The 16345-nt window shown below is 59.3% G+C and carries 15 protein-coding genes; 8 read left to right on the top strand and 7 right to left on the bottom strand.

Annotation, left to right across the window (positions count from 1 at the left end):
- Nucleotides 1-132 precede the first annotated feature (132 nt).
- The 6 genes from WC370_00515 (at nucleotide 133) to WC370_00490 (ending at nucleotide 7966) form a co-directional block, all read left to right on the top strand.
- Nucleotides 133-1473 carry an electron transfer flavoprotein subunit alpha gene (locus WC370_00515; protein MFA5307952.1) on the top strand — a complete coding sequence of 447 codons (1341 nt, stop codon included), beginning with the start codon at nucleotides 133-135 and terminating at the stop codon, nucleotides 1471-1473.
- 12 nt (nucleotides 1474-1485) lie between these two features.
- The gene (locus WC370_00510; GenBank protein ID MFA5307951.1) at nucleotides 1486-3444 is read left to right on the top strand and encodes a (Fe-S)-binding protein; all 1959 of its coding nucleotides are present in this window, start codon (nucleotides 1486-1488) and stop codon (nucleotides 3442-3444) included.
- Between the two features lie 388 nt (nucleotides 3445-3832).
- Nucleotides 3833-4723, top strand: a complete 891-nt coding sequence (locus WC370_00505) for a hydrogenase small subunit (GenBank protein MFA5307950.1) — start codon at nucleotides 3833-3835, stop codon at nucleotides 4721-4723.
- On the top strand, nucleotides 4723-6282 hold the full coding sequence (locus WC370_00500) for a nickel-dependent hydrogenase large subunit (GenBank protein ID MFA5307949.1): 1560 nt from the start codon (nucleotides 4723-4725) through the stop codon (nucleotides 6280-6282). Before WC370_00505 ends, WC370_00500 begins: the two co-directional genes overlap by 1 nt.
- A 14-nt stretch (nucleotides 6283-6296) precedes the next feature.
- Complete coding sequence (locus WC370_00495; protein ID MFA5307948.1) at nucleotides 6297-7085, top strand: methylenetetrahydrofolate reductase C-terminal domain-containing protein; 789 nt, start codon at nucleotides 6297-6299, stop codon at nucleotides 7083-7085.
- Nucleotides 7085-7966: a methylenetetrahydrofolate reductase gene (locus WC370_00490; GenBank protein ID MFA5307947.1), complete on the top strand. Its 882-nt coding sequence runs from the start codon at nucleotides 7085-7087 to the stop codon at nucleotides 7964-7966. Before WC370_00495 ends, WC370_00490 begins: the two co-directional genes overlap by 1 nt.
- Nucleotides 7967-8019: 53 nt before the next feature.
- On the opposite strand, the gene WC370_00485 is transcribed toward WC370_00490, so the two are convergent.
- The 4 genes from WC370_00485 to WC370_00470 are packed head-to-tail and all read right to left on the bottom strand — an operon-like array spanning nucleotide 8020 to nucleotide 10147.
- Nucleotides 8020-8418 (bottom strand): hypothetical protein, encoded by a 399-nt coding sequence (locus WC370_00485; GenBank protein MFA5307946.1) that lies wholly within the window; start codon nucleotides 8416-8418, stop codon nucleotides 8020-8022.
- Between the two features lie 5 nt (nucleotides 8419-8423).
- Nucleotides 8424-8951: a flavodoxin domain-containing protein gene (locus tag WC370_00480; protein ID MFA5307945.1), complete on the bottom strand. Its 528-nt coding sequence runs from the start codon at nucleotides 8949-8951 to the stop codon at nucleotides 8424-8426.
- A gap of 57 nt (nucleotides 8952-9008) precedes the next feature.
- Nucleotides 9009-9218: a hypothetical protein gene (locus WC370_00475; GenBank protein ID MFA5307944.1), complete on the bottom strand. Its 210-nt coding sequence runs from the start codon at nucleotides 9216-9218 to the stop codon at nucleotides 9009-9011.
- A gap of 32 nt (nucleotides 9219-9250) precedes the next feature.
- Nucleotides 9251-10147, bottom strand: a complete 897-nt coding sequence (locus tag WC370_00470) for a hypothetical protein (GenBank protein ID MFA5307943.1) — start codon at nucleotides 10145-10147, stop codon at nucleotides 9251-9253.
- A gap of 126 nt (nucleotides 10148-10273) precedes the next feature.
- Between WC370_00470 and queA the strand changes: the two genes are divergently transcribed.
- Nucleotides 10274-11299, top strand: coding sequence for a tRNA preQ1(34) S-adenosylmethionine ribosyltransferase-isomerase QueA (queA, locus tag WC370_00465; protein ID MFA5307942.1), 1026 nt, complete (start codon nucleotides 10274-10276; stop codon nucleotides 11297-11299).
- Between the two features lie 52 nt (nucleotides 11300-11351).
- A complete protein-coding gene (locus tag WC370_00460; GenBank protein ID MFA5307941.1) occupies nucleotides 11352-12500 on the top strand; it encodes a DUF362 domain-containing protein in 1149 nt (382 codons plus the stop codon).
- Here WC370_00460 and WC370_00455 read toward each other — a convergent pair.
- The 3 genes from WC370_00455 to WC370_00445 form a co-directional block, all read right to left on the bottom strand.
- The gene (locus tag WC370_00455; protein MFA5307940.1) at nucleotides 12486-14396 is read right to left on the bottom strand and encodes an aldehyde ferredoxin oxidoreductase N-terminal domain-containing protein; all 1911 of its coding nucleotides are present in this window, start codon (nucleotides 14394-14396) and stop codon (nucleotides 12486-12488) included. The two genes, WC370_00460 and WC370_00455, sit on opposite strands and share 15 nt — an antisense overlap.
- A gap of 86 nt (nucleotides 14397-14482) precedes the next feature.
- On the bottom strand, nucleotides 14483-14842 hold the full coding sequence (locus WC370_00450; protein MFA5307939.1) for a cupin domain-containing protein: 360 nt from the start codon (nucleotides 14840-14842) through the stop codon (nucleotides 14483-14485).
- Between the two features lie 191 nt (nucleotides 14843-15033).
- Nucleotides 15034-16317 carry a serine hydrolase domain-containing protein gene (locus WC370_00445; protein MFA5307938.1) on the bottom strand — a complete coding sequence of 428 codons (1284 nt, stop codon included), beginning with the start codon at nucleotides 16315-16317 and terminating at the stop codon, nucleotides 15034-15036.
- Between the last annotated feature and the right edge of the window lie 28 nt (nucleotides 16318-16345).

Here is a 16345-nt window from a genome sequence, read left to right as displayed (position 1 = left end):
AACATAGTGACCGAAGAATCCCGGGGAGGGGTGGAAACCCCAAACCGCCCTGATATTCTTCGCTTTCGCTCAGAATGACAAAATAACGAAATTAAACAAGGTCGCTAAAAAACCGGGAATACTGAATAAAAAATGCCAGAAGAACCGAAGAAAATAAAACGCCCCCGCGGCAAAGCCCGGCTCATCCCCGGCAAGTGCATCGCCTGCGGCGCCCGCTGCCAGGCGGAATGCCCATTTGACGCCGTTACCATGAACGATAAGGGCGAGCCGGTTATCGACGTTGTAAAGTGCACCGGCTGCCAGCGCTGCGTTAAGATTTGCCCCGCCCAGGCGCTGGAAATCATCTATACCCCGGAAGAGCAGAAAATCCTGGACGAGCTGGCCAAGCAAAAAGCCGCCGCGCCCGCCCCGGAACCGGAAATTGTTCCCGTCGACCCCCGCCTGGAGAAACTCAAGGAATACAAGGGGGTCTGGGTCTTTACCGAGCATACCGAGGGCAAGCCCGCCGAGGTCTCCTGGGAGCTTTTAGGGGTGGGGGCGGAGCTGGCTAAAGCCCGGCACGCCGAGCTTTGTTCCGTCGTCCTCGGGGATAAGGTGGAGAACCTCTGTACGGAGGCCTTTGCCTACGGCGCGGCCAGGGCCTACCTGGTGGACGACCCCGTTCTCCACTATTACCGGACGGAATCATATTATAAAACGCTTTGCTATTTGATTGAAAAGTACAAGCCGGAAATCGTGCTGGTGGGCGCTACCGGGCTGGGCCGGGACCTGGCCGGGGCGGTAGCCACCAGGCTGCATACCGGCCTTACCGCCGACTGCACCGGGCTTTCCATCGACGATAAGGGATTTTTATTGCAGACGCGTCCCGCTTTCGGCGGCAATATCATGGCCACCATTTTAACGGAGTTCACCCGGCCGCAGATGTCCACGGTGCGGCCTCACGTTATGCCCATGCCGGCTAAAGACGCCTCCCGCCGCGGCGCTATCGTCCGGGAGACCACGCCGGTCAAGGAAGCGGACATCGCCGCCAAGGTGCTGGAAATCATCAGCGATGAAAATCTGGACAGCGTGGACGTGGCCGCCGCGGAAATTATCGTTTCCGGCGGGCGCGGCATGTGCAACGCGGATAATTATAAAATTCTCCAGGCGCTGGCGGACGAACTGCACGGCGTGGTAGCCTGTTCCCGCGCCGCCGTGGAAGCTGGCTGGATGCCCCTGGAAAGACAGGTAGGGCAGACCGGCAAGACCGTCCGGCCCAAGATTTACATCGCCTGCGGCATCAGCGGCGCCATCCAGCACCTGGTGGGCATGCAGGACTCGGACACCATTATCGCCATCAACCGGGATAAAAACGCCCCTATCTTCGAGGTTGCCACTTTCGGCATCGTCGGCGACCTTTTCCAGGTGATACCGGCTATCACCGCTTATGTCCGGGAGGCCCGGCAGCGTAAAGCCGCCGGAAAAACAGCTTAAGAGGGATAAATAATGTCCGGAACCGTAATAGCGTTTATTATCGTTTTCGTCCTGGCGGTGGCTTTCTTCGTTTATAGCTGCTACCGGCGCTTCGGGCTGGTCCTGAAAGGCCGGCCGGACAACCGCTTCAACGCTATCCCGCGGCGTTTCTGGAACATGCTCTATTACGCCTTCGGCCAGCGGCGCGTGGTGAAAAAGCCTTTCGGCATCAACCACTTCGTGCTGTTCTGGGCTTTCATGATTCTTTTGGTCTCCAATACGGAGTTTTTGCTTAACGGACTGTTTCCCAGCCTGAGCTTCTCCAACCTGCCGGACGGCGCCTATTTCACCCTGGCTTTAATCTTCGATATCATGTCCCTGCTGGCGCTGCTGGCGGTAGTCCTGGCCGTTATCCGCCGCCTCTTTTTCCCGCCCCCTTACGTGGAGGCGCGCAGCCGGGACGCCTTTATTATCCTTGGCCTGGTGGCGGGGCTGATGATTGCCTTCTTCGGCCTGAACGCCTGTGAAATCGCCGGCGGCGTGGACCGCGCCGGTGCCTATATGCCCGTCGCCAACCTGGTCGCCGGCTGGCTGCCGGCGGGGGCCGCCGGCCTGGACACGGCGGCAAATGTCTTGTGGTGGATTCATGCCGTTATCCTGCTTTCCTTCCTCAACTACCTGCCTTACAGCAAGCACATGCACGTGCTTACCTCCATCCCCAACTGCTTCTTCAAGAGCCTGGACAAAATCAATACCCAGGGTCGTGAGGAGTTCAAGAAGGGCAATACCTTCGGGGTGGGGCAGGTCGCGCAATTCCCCTGGAAAGGGCTGTTCGACTCCTATTCCTGCACCGAGTGTGGCCGCTGTTCGGACAACTGCCCGGCCACCTTTACCGGCAAGTCCCTCCAGCCGCGGCTGGTGATACATGATATCAAGATGAACCTGCTGGAGACCGGCAAGAAAGACGCTAAAGAGCTGCCGCTCATCGGGGGAGAAGGGGAGGGGAGCGTTTCCGAGGATGTTATCTGGCAGTGCACCACCTGCGGCGCCTGCATGGAGGTCTGCCCGGTCTTTATCGAGCACGTGCCGCGGATAGTGGACATGCGGCGTAACCTGGTGGAAATGAAGTCCAAGTTCCCGGACGAGCTGCTCACCCTTTTCGAGAACATGGAGCAGCGCAGCAACCCCTGGGGCATCGCGCCGGCGGAGCGCACCAAGTGGGCGGCGGATATTACCGTGCCGTCTTACGAGGCCGGCAAGACGGACTACCTGTTTTACGTGGGCTGCGCCGGGGCGTTCGACGCCCGCAACCGCAAGACGACGCTCTCCCTGGCGAAAATATTCGATAAGTCCGGTATTTCCTGGGGCACCCTTGGCCGCGACGAAATGTGCTGCGGCGATAGCGTGCGCCGCCTCGGCAACGAGTATGTTTTCGATACGATGGCCCAGGCCAACGTTAAAATGTTCAAGGAAAAAGGCGTTAAAAAAATTATCACCCAGTGCCCGCACTGTTTCAGCACGCTGAAGAACGACTATAAGCAATATGGCGTGGAGCTGGAAGTCGTTCACCACACCGAGCTGATTAACCAGCTTATCCATGACGGTAAAATCAAGCTGAACCCGGCGGCGGAGCTGGGCAATGTCGTCTATCATGACTCCTGCTACCTGGGCCGGTATAACGGTATCTTTGACGCCCCCCGCGAGGTTATCAGCGCGGCCACCGGTCAGGCGCCGGCGGAAATGGCACGCAACCGGGACAAGGGCTTTTGCTGCGGCGCCGGCGGCGGCCGCATGTGGATGGAAGAAAAAGAAGGCTCGCTGATCAACGTGGCGCGGGTGGAAGAAGCTTTAAAGCAAAACCCGGATACCGTCTGCGTGGCCTGCCCCTACTGCATGACCATGTTCGATGACGGCCTGAAAGACAAAGAAGCCTCGGAAAAGGTGCAGGTGCTGGACCTGGCGGAAATCGTCGCCAAAGCGCTGGGGGATTAACCTGATTCCTCCCTTTCTTAAAGGGGGATTGAGGGGGTTTTTAGTCAACAGTTTCCCCGGTATGCTTCTTGCGCCGTGTCTCGGGTTTCCCTCTTCCAATTCCCGTCACTTGACCATCCCGACGCAAATCGGTATCCAGTGAGATTAATATACTGGATTTCCAGGTAAAACCACCTGGATTCCGGCGGTTCCCTTTATTCCCTACCTCCCTCCCCTAACTGTAAACTGTTAACTAATAAAATATCCGTTTAGAATTTAGTGCTTAGGATTTAGAGTTTATTTTTTAGGTATTTCCCCTGATTCCCTTATCCCCTCTTTTTCTAGTATAATTAAATATTACATCCTACCCCCCTGAATTTACTCAGCAACGAGAAAGGAGTTGGACTTGATGGTTAAAGAACTGCCGGTAATTTACCTGCAAACGGCCGCCTGCAGCGGCTGCGCCGTCACCATGCTCAATTCGGCTAGCCCCACGATCAAGAATGTGCTTATCGACCAGATAGTGCCGGGCGTGCACATCAACCTCAAGTTCCATCCGGTCGTCATGGCGGCGGCCGGGGAACTGGCTATCGGCGTCATGGAGGACACCGCCAAAAAGCAGAAGGGCGAATATGTCCTGGTGGTGGACGGCGCGGTGCCCACCGCGGACGGCGGCGTTTACGGGGCTGTCGGCGAAAGGGACGGCAAACCGGTCACCATGCAGCAAAGAGTCATCGAGCTGTCCCGGGACGCGCTGGCGGTTATCGCCATGGGCACCTGTGCTTCCTTCGGCGGCATTCCGGCGGCGCCTCCCAATCCCACCGGCTGCGTTTCGGTGCAAAAGGCCCTCGAGTCCGCCGGCATCAAGAAACCCCTCATCAATATTCCCGGCTGCCCGCCCCACCCGGACTGGTTCGTGGGGACGGTGGCCGGCATTATCCTGAACGGCCTCCCCAAACCGGAAGAGCTGGACGACTTCCTCCGCCCCAGGGCGTTCTACGGCAAGCTCATCCATGAAAACTGCCCCCGCCGCGCCTATTTCGATGAAGGCAAGTTCGCCAAGAAATTCGGCGATGACGGCTGCCTCTACGAGCTCGGCTGCAAGGGGCCCATCACCCACGCGGACTGCCCGCTGCGCAAATGGAACGGCGGCACCAACTGGGTTATCGGCGCCGGGGCGCCGTGCAACGGCTGTACCCAGCCGGAGTTCCCCAACGAGACGGCCCCGTTCTATGAGAAACTGGTGGACGTTGACCTGCCCGTGGTCGGCGCTTACTGGGCTAACAAGGAGGTGAAATAATGGGTAAAATCGTTATTGACCCCGTCACCAGGATTGAGGGACACCTCAAGATTGAGTGCGTTATTGAAAACGGCGCGGTCAAGGATGCCCGGGCTACCGGCAATCTTTTCCGCGGCCTGGAACTTATTTTAAGAGGACGGGACCCGCGCGACGCCCAGGTAATCGCCCAGCGCATTTGCGGCGTCTGCCCGCAGTCGCACGGCATCGCCGCCACCCTGAACCTGGACAGCGCCTTCGGCATCGCGGACAAGATACCGGACAACGGCCGCATCATCCGCAACCTGATTCACGGCGCGCACGTTATCCAGGACCATATCCTCCACTTTTACCATTTAGCCGCACTCGACTACGTGAACGTGGCGGATGTGGCTGCTTACTCCGGCAATGATTCCCAGCTAAACTCCGTCAAGGACTTTATCCAGCGCGGCGCTTTGGAGCCGTTTATGCCCCGCTATGAGGGCGATTACCGCCTCCCCCCGGAGGCCAACCAGCAGTGCGTCGCCCACTACGTGAAGGCGCTGGAGATGCGGCGCATCGGCCACGAGGCCGTCAGCATTTTCTCCGGCAAGGTCCCGCACAGCGTGGGCGTGGTGCCCGGCGGTGTTACCAGCGTCCCCACGGTGGATAATATCATGGCTTATATCTGGAAGATTAAAATCCTCCAGGACTTTGTGAATAATGTTTATATCCCGGATGTGCTGGCCGTGGCCAAAGCTTACGGCGACTACGCCGGTATCGGCGTCGGCTGCAAGAACCTGCTTTCCTACGGCATGTATGACCTGGACGGCAAGAGCCCGGACTACGCCACCCGCGAGCGACTCTTCAAGCAGGGCACCATCGGCGCGGATTTGCGGCCCGGCGCCCTGGATACCTCTAAAATCACCGAGCAGGTCAAGCACTCCTGGTACGAGGACGCCACCTCCGGCCTGCACCCCTCCAGCGGGGACACCAGGCCGCAGGCCGGCAAAAGCGGCGCTTACTCCTGGTCCAAAGCCCCCCGCTATGACGGCAAGGTCTATGAGGTGGGGCCGCTGGCCAGGGTGGCCGTTACCTACGCCAAAGGCGACCCCAGGATGAAGGAAATGGTGGACGGCGCTTTGAAAGCGCTTAACGCCACCCCGGCGGCGCTTTTCTCCGTGCTCGGCCGGCACCTGGCGCGGGCGCTTTCCGCCAAGTATATTGTTGATAACCTGGAAGGCTGGGCGCTTTCGCTCAAGCCCGGCCAGCCCGCTTATGTTGAATACGAGCTCCCGGAAGAAGCGTCCGGCATGGGCATTATCGAAGGCTCGCGCGGCGCCCTGGGACACTGGATTGAGATTAAGAACAAGAAAATCGCCAACTACCAGGCGGTCGTTCCCACCACCTGGAACGTCTCCCCGATGGACGATAAAGGTCAGCACGGGCCTATCGAGCAGGCGCTCATCGGCGCTAAAGTCAAGGACGAGAAGAACCCCTTTGAAGTGGTGCGGATTATCCGCTCGTTCGACCCCTGTATCGCCTGCGCCGTCCATTGTGTTACCCCTAAAGGTCGAGACCTCGGTCAGTACCGGGTAGTGTAGGTAAAGGAGGAGCGATGTTATATTCCGAACAAAAGCATTTTGATGAAATAATAGCCTACCTGGAAAAGGATAAGAATGTCTTTATCATGGGCTGTGAAGGCTGCGCCCAGTCGTCCGGCAGCGGCGGCCCCGAGCAGGTAGCCGAGATGAAGCAGAAGCTGACGGAAGCCGGCAAGAACGTTACCGGCACCAGGAACTGTGATTTTCTCTGCAGCAAGGCGCTGGTAAAGTCCGAGCTGCGGGGCAGGGTGGAACAGCTTAAAGCCGCGGACGCGGTGCTGGTGCTGACCTGCGGCGTCGGCATACAGGCGGTGGCGGCTTCTATCAACAAGCCGGTGTACCCCGGCTGCAATACCGTCAACCTGGGCGGCTCCCGCGGCGAGTGGGAAGGCACCGAGCGCTGTTTTGAATGCGGCCAGTGCCTCCTCTACCATACCGGCGGCATTTGCCCCCTCACCGCCTGCACCAAGAGCCTGGTCAGCGGCGCCTGTGGCGGGGCCAACAAAGGCAAGTGTGAAATCTCCAAAGACCGCGATTGCGGCTGGGAACTGATTTATAACCGACTCAAGGAGCGGGGTTTACTGTCACGTCTCGATGATATGATGAAACCCCTCGACCATAAGAAAATCATGCCCCGCCCGGAGATGATGTCCCTGGCGCGCTATGGATTGGAAAATCCCGGCAAGGTAACCGATAAGCCTGCGCCTCCTCCCGCCCCTGCGCCCGCCGCCACTCCTAAAGCCGGGGCGGCACCCGCCGGAGCTCCCAAGCCGGCAGCCAATCCTCCCAAGGAGGTGAAATAATGAGCCTTCAATCTAAACTGGAATCAGGTCAGTTCGCCATATCCTGCGAGTTCGGCCCGCTCAAGGGCACCGATACTCATGAAATAAAAGAGAACATCGAGGTCTTGAAAGGCAAGGTGGACGCCGCCAACGTTACCGACCAGCAGAGCTCGGTGATGCGCCTTTCCGGCCTGGTCACCGCCGCGCTGTGCGTGCAGGGCGGCCTGGAGCCTATCTTCCAGGTGACCTGCCGCGACCGCAACCGCATCGCCCTGCAGTCCGACCTGCTCGGGGCGTGGGTGATGGGCATCAAGAACGTCCTGGCGCTTACCGGCGACCTCCCCGCTCTGGGCGACCACCCGCAGGCCAAGGGCGTCTTCGATCTGGATTCCGTGACGCTACTCCAGGCTATCACCAGCCTCAATGAGGGGTTCGACCTTTCCATGAACGAGCTTAAGGGCAAGCCGGATTTCTTCCCCGGCGCTGTAGTGAAAGTGGAGTCCAACACCGAGGCCTCGGAAGAGCTGCAAATAGCCAAGATGCGGAAGAAAATAGCCGCCGGCGCCAGGTTCTTCCAGACCCAGGCCGTGTACGACCCCGTATCGTTCGGGAAGTTCATGAAGCGGGTGGAAAAATTCAAGACGCCGGTGATGGTGGGCATTATCCCGCTGAAAAACGCCGGTTTCGCCAGGTTTATGAACGCCAACGTGGCCGGCATCCGCGTCCCGGACGACCTTATCCAGCAGATGGCCGCCGCGGCTAAAGAAGACCGGGAAAAGGTTGGTCTCCAGATGGCCGCCGACCTTATCAAGAAGATGAAGCCGATGTGCCAGGGCGTGCACATCATGGCGATAGGCTGGGAAAAGAAAGTGCCGGAAATCATGGCCATGGCCGGGCTCTAGATTCACTCTTTAAAGCTGTTTAAATCCCCGACCCCTCAAAAGGCCGGGGATTTTTATTCCTTCCGTATGTCCTTGCCGTAAATATTGAACCCGGCGGCCACCAGTATCACTCCCGCTATAATGATGATACCCGGGATGACCTTATTGATATGCGTAAACAGCATCAGCATAATGCCGAGCAGTATCAGTACCCACCCCGCCCCCATTGCCACCATCCATTTGTCCCAGATTTTAAAGGGTTCGGACGGCATTACCCGGGCTTCCTTGAGAATTTCCCGCGCCCTCTTGGCGTCGCGTTTTCTTACCTGTAGATTGATTAGTCCGGCGTAAATCGGGTCTTCGGTTTCTTCTGCCACCAGGGACTCGATATCAGCCGCTTCCAGTATCGATTTGGAAAGGTACGCCTCTTCCTCGGTCTGAAACATGATTACGGTGACCAGCTTGTCCGCCAATTAGTTTACTCCTGTATCTGGCCGCTGCTCTTTATCGCCGCCGCTACCTTTTTGGCCCACTGGTTTATCATATCCCAGTCGCGGAAGTCTCCCGTTCCCCCGCCTACCCGCTTGACTATCCATCTTTCCATGCCGCTCATTTTAGCGGGGTCGAGGTGGCCGTGGAAAACGGCGATATCCCGCGGCTTGATGCGGTCGAGAAGCGGCTTGACGCCGCGCGGCACGATAATGCCTTTCAGCAGCTCCGCGGGGTCGCCTTTGCCGGAGGGGCCGGAGGAAAAGACCCAGACCGGCTTGCCCGCCAGCGCCGTTTCGTACTTCTTCACGAAGTTGGTGGCCTCTTTGCGCCACATGCCCATGTACATGGCGCTGCCGATGATAATAGCCTGGTAGTCCGCCGGATTCTTGATACCCTTGACCGGCAGGATATCGGCCGGCAGACCGTCCAGCTTCAATATCTCCCCGATTTTCTCCGCGATTTCTTTGGTCGAACCGTACTTGGAAGCATACGCTATCAGCACACTGTTGCCCATAAATCGTTCCCTCCCTTGGAAAAATTTTACCGGCCAACGGCCCGTGTTACCGGTTTATCAGCCTCCGGGCGGGCAGGATTCTGACTTGACCAAATCTGTTCTTTTAATATTCTTGCCGTGGCACTCCGGGCAAACGCGACTCTTCTCCTCGGCGGGGCCTTTAGGGGCGGGGAGCGTAAATTCGTTACCGCATTCCTCGCACTTGTACACCCAGTCCGGCGGGCCGAGGGAGCAGGCGGCGCATTTCTTTTCATTGAGTTCTGCCATTATCTGATAGGTCCCCCGATATTAGTTATACATTAATGCTCATTGCCAAACGGGTGAATATCGCACATGATAATCGGCCGGTCCAGCTTTACCACCCCGCCCGGCCAGTGCGGCAGGAAAGGCGGCGTCAGGATGGCGGTGGACTTAGTAAAAGTGTGCTTTTCCAGCTCCTTGCCCAGGCAAATCTCGAACTCCGCCCCCAGGTCGCCCATGTCATAGGGGTCGGTGCCCAGGAACATCATTATCTGGGTGGTGGGGTGGGCGTGGGGTTTTTCCGGCTCCGGGCAGATGCGGTAAGGGCCGCGCTTCATGCTCTCGTACAGCATCACGAAGTCGAACCCCGCCGCTTCCTTCGTCCGCACGAAGGCGAGGTGCCCGCCGCCGTCATCGCGGTTGGTGGGGCCGTAATGCCAGGCGCCCTTGCGCACAAAAGCCAGCGGCATCACGTACTTGCGCGTGGCTGACCTGAATCCGGCGATGGGCCCGGGGGCTTTCCCCTTGAGCGCGGGGGTCTCTTTATAAGCGGGCGCCAGGGATATCTCGTAATAGAAGAACGGCTTGTTCAGGATATTGACCGTGGCCGGGAAATGCGGCGTGCCCCTGGGAATCGCCACCGCCGTGGTGGTGGTAATCATGTGCGTCTCCAGGTCGTCCCCCAGGCAGAACTCCACCTCCGCCCCCAGGTCGCCGATGTCGTTCATGTCCGACCCCGCGAAGAGCAGCACCTGGTCGAAGTCGTGCACGTGGGGTGTATAAGGCGCTTTGCCCATCCGCCCGGCCAGCCAGTAGCTCCCGTATTTGATATGCACATCGAACCCGAGCCATTTTTTATCCAGCACCGCTCCCCGGCGGTAACCGTTTTCATCGTAGTCCCGGAACGGCACGGCTTTGGCGTGGTTAGCGTATTTCATGGCGGCGGCTTTAGGCATCTTCCCTCCTCAATAATTATAGGATACTTTTGCAGGCATTGTAACTGAAAGGCCTGAAAATTGCCAGTATCTTCTCACTAAGCGGAACAATTGCCTTTCTCAAGGCTAAAGGGTATAGTGAAAAGTATGAAAACCTCTGATTTTGACTACGTTTTGCCGCCGGAGCTTATCGCCCAGACCCCCATCGAGCCCCGGGACGGCTCCAGGCTGCTGGTGCTGGATAGAAAGAGCGGCGCTATCTCCCACCGCCGCTTTTATGAGATTACGGATTACCTGCATGACGGCGATGTCATGGTGTTCAATAACAGTCGCGTCCTCCCCGCCCGGCTCAAGGGGAAAAGGGCGGGCAGCGGGGGCGCCGTGGAAATCCTGCTGCTGCGGCGGCTGGGGGAAAATAGCTGGGAGGGTCTGGTCAAGCCCGCCAAGCGGCTGGCGGCAGGGGCGCGCATCGAGATTGCGTCCGGCGCGGATATTATCACCGCGGAAATAACCGGCATCGGCGCGGAAGGCATCCGGCAGGTACGCTTTTCCGATGAAACACGTTTGATGACCGCCGGCGAGATGCCGCTGCCGCCCTATATCCACGAGCCCCTGAAAAACCCGGAAAGGTACCAGACGGTCTATGCCAAAGTGGTGGGCAGCGCCGCCGCCCCCACCGCCGGACTCCACTTTACGCCGGAGCTGCTGGACAGGATACAGTCGGCGGGCGTGCGCTGTCTCTTTACCACCCTGCACGTGGGGCTGGACACCTTCCGCCCGGTCACCGAGGAAGACCCGCAAAAGCACGCCATCTACCGGGAATACGGCGTTTTAAGCGAGTCGGTTGCCGCCGAACTTACCGCGGCCAAAAAGGAGGGGCGGCGCATTATCTGTGTGGGCACCACCTCCGTGAGGCTGACGGAGCAGGCCGCTTTAAGCAGCCCGCCCGGGGAAATCCGGCCGTTTGCAGACTGGGTCGGCCTTTTTATCCTGCCGGGGCACCGTTTCCGCGTGGTCGATGCGCTGGTGACTAATTTCCATTTACCGAAGTCCAGTCTACTGATGCTGGTCACCGCTTTCGCGGGCCGGGAAAATATCACCAAAGCCTACGCGGAGGCAATCAAAGAGCGCTACCGCTTCTACAGCTTCGGGGACGCCATGCTGATTATCTGATTGGCACTTGGATTGTTCAAGAGAATATCCCGGCTGTTGGAGGGTGAAAAACATGAACGGAAAATCTAGGGTAGCCCTGGTTGCCTGTGATACTTACGACGAGGAAAAAGTGTACCGGGCGGTGGCAAGGGGTGTCGGGCTTATCGGGGGGATAGAGCAGTTTGTCACAGCCGGGGAGAAAATCGTCCTCAAGCCGAACGTGCTTATCGGCTCAGCCCCGGAAAAATGCGTTTGCACCCACCCCGCCGTTTTCAAAGCGGCGGCTAAAATATTCCTGGAAAGCGGGGCGGTCCTTTCCTGCGGGGATTCGCCGGGCTTTGGCGGCACCGCCGCGGGCATGAGAACGGCCGGCTTAAAGCAGGTCGCCGACGAGCTTAACATAACTGTCGCCGATTTTTCCAAAGGTACCTCTGTCTCCCACCGGGAAGGCCGGCTGGTCAAGCGCTTTACTATCGCGGACGCCGTGCTGGCGGCGGACGGCCTGGTCAGCCTGTCCAAGCTGAAAACGCATGGGCTGATGCGCATGACCGGGGCCATAAAAAACCAGTTCGGCTGTATCCCGGGGCTGATAAAAGGCCAGCACCATGCCCGCATGGCCGACCCCTTTGAGTTCGCCGCCATGCTGGCGGACCTCAATACGCTGCTCAAGCCGCGCCTTTACATCATGGATGCCGTCATGGCCATGGAGGGCAACGGCCCGCGCAACGGCAGCCCGCGGAAAATCGGCGCGATACTGGTCTCTAAAGACCCGGTGGCGCTGGATGCCGTCGCCTGTAAAATCATTAACCTCGACCCCGCTTTCGTGCCCACCCTCGCCTCCGGTGAAAAAACCGGGCTCGGCACTTACCATGAGGAAAATATCGAGGTGGCAGGGGAGAAGGCGGCGGACTTTATCTGCCCGGACTTCGACGTGGTGCGTAAGCCGGTGGAGCACGCCGTCAGCGGGCGTTTCCGCATATTCTTCAAGAACCGTATGAGCCCGCGGCCGCTGATTGATAAAGATAAATGCACCGAATGCGGCACCTGTATCCGGCACTGCCCGGTCACCCCTAAAGCGGTGGACTGGGTGGGCGGGGATGAAAAGCGCCCGCCGGTGCATAACTATGACCGCTGTATCCGCTGTTTCTGCTGCCAGGAGCTGTGCCCGGAAGGCGCCATCCTGATTAAGGAGTCCTGGCTGGGCCGGCTATTGAACCGCTAACGCCTTAGCCATATCCCCCAGCCCCAGCGCCGCCAGCGTCTCCGCCCTGGGCAGCCCCGTCTCTTCGTCCCAGCCGCGCAGGGTGTAGTACTCCTTGAGCATGGCGGTAAACTTGTCCCGGTCGAGCTTGTTGCCCACCATGTCCACGGCGCTGTCGCCGGGGCCGGGCACCATGATGCCGGCGCCGGGCATGCCCCGCTGCGGTTCGGTGAAAATGAAGTCCATGGGGTAATCGGCGGCGGGGGTCTGTCGTCCCTCGCGCAGCAGGATGAGCCGCTGTAGATTGTAAACGCGCTCGGCGTAGATGTCCAGCTCTTCGCCGGGGATGCCGGTCACCGCGGTGCAGATTTTAGCCTCGATATCGGGGTCGCCCATGTGGTCGGGGGTATTGAAGGAATAGGAAATCGGGTAGCCCCAGTCGCACAGACCGAGCATTTCTTTGAGGTAAGTACGGTGCTGGATTATTTTGGCCGCCAGGGCTTTGCCTTCGTAGCTGGAAAAATCGCCGGCGGTATCGCTGCCCCAGAACTCCCTGGCTATGCGGTGCACCAGCGGCCCGGTCACTCCGGTTACGCCCGGCTGCTGCTGTTCGATGCTCCAGGCGATGTGGACGAAGGCGATATCGTGGTAGTTGACGTGGTGTACCCGGGGCTCCGGGGGATAAAGCAGCGCCATGATGGGGAAGGTCCGCGGCGAAAAGGCGTAGTTCGCTCCGATGGGTGCCAGGGTAGGAGGGAAAAGCGCCCTGGCTTTGGGCGATATCTTTTCTCCCGCCCGCACCAGCCCCTCCGCCAGTATGTCCCCGAACCCCTCCCGGTAGGCGATGGCGCGCATCAGCTTCTCCAGGAACTCGGCGGTGCCTATTCGGGAAAGCGGCAGGCCGGTCTCCGCCTCGGTAAGGGCGCCGGTACGGTAGCCTGCGTACAGCCATTCTATGATGTTGGTCATTTCCCAGGAATCGAAGCCGTAGTCGTTGGCCATTACCGGGGCGTTGAAAAAGGTCTCGATAGGCTCGTCCTCCTGGCCGTAGACCCAGGGTAAATAGTATTCCACGGACTGGCACTTGCGGTGCCCGATGAGCTTCTTGCCGTAGCGGTAGACCCCGGCCACGCATTCCAGCCCGCACAGGTAGCAGTTGCCCTTGCCGATTACCTCCAGCAGTTCGGCGTACTTGGTGTGTTCGATGCGCGGCGGAATGGAGAGCCGCACGCGTTTGCTGATTTTGATGGTGTAGCGGTTGAGCTCGTGGAGCTTTTCGAGGTCGGCCACCTCTACCTTGCCGCTGCCGCGGATGGCGATGGCCTTGAGGTTTTTCGACCCCATTACCGCCCCGAAGCCGGCGGAGACGGTGCAGTCGTGGCTGGCTAAAGCCACCGCCGTTCTCACCAGGTGCTCGCCCGCCGCCCCGATGGCGATAAAGCGCGTCTTGGCGCCGTGGATTTGCTCCAGAAGCTCGCCGGTGCGGTAGCCGTTTTGCCCCCACAGCCCGGCGGCGTCCCTGAGCTCCGCCCTGCCGTCCTCGATAAAGATATAGGTCGGGCGGGACGCCTTCCCCTCCACCACCAGCCCGTCATACCCCGCCTTTTTCAGCTCCGCCCCCACGAAGCCGGTCAGGTTGCCGTAGCAGAACCCTTCCGGTATGGTGGCCGGGGACTTGCCCACCACGGAGGTCAAGGTGGCGCCCTGGGCGCTGCTCCCCACGATGGGCCCCGTCGTAAAGATGAGGCAGTTCTCCGGGTCGAAAGCCCCGGTTTCCGGTTTTACTTTCTCCCAGTACAGCCCCACCCCGATACCCCTCCCCCCGAGGTATTTATCCGCGTAGGGCCTGGTATCGATTTCACTTATGGTACCGGTGCTGAGGTTTACCTGGAGTATCTTGCCCATCCAGCCGTTCATAGATGCGTCTCCTGCTTTTAGTCACAGTTTATCAGGAGACGGCGTGTGATGTAAAATGGCGCGGGGAGTGAGCTGTAACCGGCTATTCAGTCCTGCGCCGGCATGCCGGGCATCTTGCCGTTCACCAGCGGCACCACGCAGATAATGCGCAGCATTTCTTTCCCCGCATTCATGAAGCTGTGCTGCTCGCCGGGGAGGACGGTAACGGCGTCGCCTTCCCGGAGCGGGGTATCTTTGCCGTCGCTTTTCACCGCCCCTTTTCCCCCCAGCACGTAGACCTCATGCTCCCAGGGGTGGGCGTGATAAGGCGTGGCGCTGCCTGGCTCTATCTCGAATACCCTCATGACGAAGGTAGGCGCTTTTTCCGCCGGGCCGGATACCACGCGCATCGTCACCCCCGGCGCCGCCGTCATGCCGGTTACGTTGCGGTAGTTCTGTATTTTCATAAATCACTCCTGAAAAAATGATTACAGCCAATTATCAGTGAGAATAGGGGTGATGTCAAGAGTATCGGAAAATCAAACCATACCGATGGAAATCGGTATCCGGGCAGAACGGCCTGTAAAAAATATCAGCGGTATTTATTCGCTGAATCCCGGCCTTGCTTGTTGCTTGTCCCTTGCTACTTGTTGCTTAGCTACACCAGCGCCTGGTACACCAGCCGCTCGAACTCTTCCTGGTAGTCGTTGCCCGGCATGGCCAGCGCGCCGATTACCTGGGTAAAGCAGATGCCCAGCAGCTTTTCCTTGGGGTCGGCGAAAAAGAGTGTCCCCGCCGCCCCGTCCCACCCGTAAGTCCCCACCGACCTCATTACCGGCCGCGGCGCGCCCCCAACATAAACCCCCACCCCCATCCCGAAGCCGAACCCCCGCCCCCGCATGGGTAAAAATATGTCCCCGGTGTGGCTGGCGGTCATGATTTCCACGGACTTGCGCCCCAGGATTCTCACACCGTCCAGTTCCCCGCCGTTGAGCAGCATCTGGCAGAAGCGCGCGTAGTCGCCCGCGGTAGAGAGGACGCCCCCCATATCTCCCCCCGCCCCGAAGTTCACCGCCGGTCCCCTGGCTTTCTCGCTGGCGGCGGCTTTATCGTAAGGCGCGATGCCCCATCGCCCGTTCTTTTGCTTCGGCCGGTAGCAGTCGGCAAACCTGTCCCGGTTATGCTCCGCCAGGTAGAAAGAGGTGTCTTTCATGCCCAGCGGCTGGAAAATGCGTTCCCGGTAAAACTCTTCCAGCGTCTGCCCGGTGATTATCTCGATGACCGCGCCGATGACCGGATATCCCACGTGGTACACGAAGTCCGTGCCCGGCTGAAAGTTCAGCGGCAGCCTGGCGTGGTTTTCCACCCGGTGCCGGTAGCTCTGGGTGGGGGGATTATCCAGGTTGGCCGTCAGGTCCCAGCCCGTTTCCGGGATGATGTCCTTATAGCGTACCGCGTACCAGTAGGGGGAGCGCTCCGGCGTGGCTAGCCCCGTGGTGTTCCGCAGACAGTCGCGCAGCGTTATCTCGCGTTGGGCGGGCACAGTGGGAAACATTACCGGCGGCCAGCCTCTTCCCGTCTCCCCGTAAGCCGCCGCCACCAGCGGGTCTTTAAAGGCGGGGATGTACCGGGAAACCGGGTCGTCCAGGGTCAGCCGCCCTTCTTCATAAAGAATCATCGCCGCCGCGCCGGTTATGGCTTTGCTGTTGGAATAAAGGCGGAAGATGGTGTCCCTTGTCGCCGGGATTTTGCTCTCGCAGTCCTGGTAGCCCTGCGCCGCGAAGTGGACGATTTTGCCCTCCCGCGCCACCAGCGTGACGATATGGGGCAGGAGCTGGAGGTCGATATATTTCCGCATGGCCGGCTTGAGGCGCGCCAGCCTTTCTTTAGAAAATCCGGCGGATTCCGGGTCGACTTCCGGCAGAGGCGTTTTATTGTTCATACCGCCAGCCCTTTTCGCGCTCGCCATT

This window comes from Dehalococcoidales bacterium (assembly GCA_041652735.1).
GTDB lineage: Bacteria > Chloroflexota > Dehalococcoidia > Dehalococcoidales > RBG-16-60-22 > RBG-13-51-18.
The sequence above is the reverse complement of the archived record's forward strand: the minus strand, read 5'-3'. Positions and strand labels throughout refer to the sequence as shown.